The sequence below is a fragment of the Roseateles sp. P5_B10 genome, assembly GCF_056400485.1.
Genome location: NZ_JBFULE010001076.1, coordinates 1 through 1491, shown reverse-complemented (window position 1 = coordinate 1491; position 1491 = coordinate 1). Strand labels below are relative to the sequence as shown.

Here is a 1491-nt window from a genome sequence, read left to right as displayed (position 1 = left end):
AGACCGTGGACCGTCATGGCAAGACCGTCGACCAGGAGTCCTTCAACTCGATCTACATGATGGCCGACTCGGGTGCCCGCGGTAGCGCGGCCCAGATCCGCCAGTTGGCTGGCATGCGCGGCCTGATGGCCAAGCCGGACGGCTCCATCATCGAGACCCCCATCACGGCGAACTTCCGTGAAGGCCTGAACGTGTTGCAGTACTTCATCTCCACCCACGGTGCTCGTAAGGGCCTGGCGGACACGGCGCTGAAGACCGCGAACTCCGGCTACCTGACGCGTCGCCTGGTCGACGTGACCCAGGATCTGGTGGTCATCGAGAATGACTGCGGCACCGACAACGGCATGGCGATGCGTGCCTTGGTCGAAGGTGGTGAAGTCATCGAATCGCTGCGTGACCGCGTCCTCGGCCGCGTCACCGCGATCGATGTTGTGCACCCCGAGACCCAGATTTCGCTGCTGGGTGCCAGCCACATGCTGGACGAAGACACGCTGGACGTGCTGGAAGCCGCTGGTGTCGACGAAATCAAGGTCCGCACGCCGCTGACCTGCGCCACACGTTTCGGCCTTTGCGCCAAGTGCTATGGCCGCGACCTCGGCCGCGGTGGCCTGGTGAACGTCGGTGAAGCTGTCGGCGTCATTGCCGCGCAGTCCATCGGCGAACCCGGTACGCAGCTGACGATGCGAACCTTCCACATCGGCGGTGCGGCGTCGCGTGCAGCGGTGGCCTCCAGCGTCGAAGCCAAGTCGGACGGCATCATCGGCTTCAACGCCACGATGCGCTACGTCACCAACGGCAAGGGCGAACTGGTGGTGATTTCCCGCTCCGGCGAGATCGTCATTTCCGACCCGCACGGCCGCGAGCGTGAGCGTCACAAGGTGCCGTATGGCGCGATCCTGAACATCAAGGCCAGCCAGACCATCAAGGCCGGTGTGGTGCTCGCGAACTGGGACCCGCTGACCCGCCCGATCATCACGGAATTCGCCGGCAAGGCAAAGTTCGAGAACGTCGAGGAAGGCGTGACCGTCGCCAAGCAGGTGGACGAGGTGACCGGTCTGTCGACCCTGGTCGTCATCGACCCGAAGCGCCGCGGTGCGGCCAAGGTGATCCGCCCGCAGGTCAAGCTGTTGGACGCTGGTGGCCACGAGGTCAAGATCCCGGGTACCGATCACTCGGTGGCCATCGGCTTCCAGGTCGGCTCGCTGATCCAGATCCGCGACGGCCAGGAGCTGCTGCCCGGTGAAGTGCTCGCCCGTATCCCGGTCGAAGGCCAGAAGACTCGCGACATTACCGGCGGTCTGCCGCGTGTGGCGGAACTCTTCGAAGCCCGCTCGCCCAAGGATGTTGGTGTGCTCGCCGAGCAGACCGGTACCGTGTCGTTCGGCAAGGAGACCAAGGGCAAGATTCGCCTGCAGATCACCGACCCGGACGGCAAGGCCCACGAGGAACTCGTGCCCAAGGAAAAGAACATCCTGGTGCACGAAGGCCAGG

The 1491-nt window shown here is 64.6% G+C and carries 1 pseudogene; it reads left to right on the top strand.

The window, feature by feature from the left end:
* A pseudogene (locus AC1DU6_RS30950) lies at positions 1-1491 on the top strand (DNA-directed RNA polymerase subunit beta'); the annotation flags it as partial.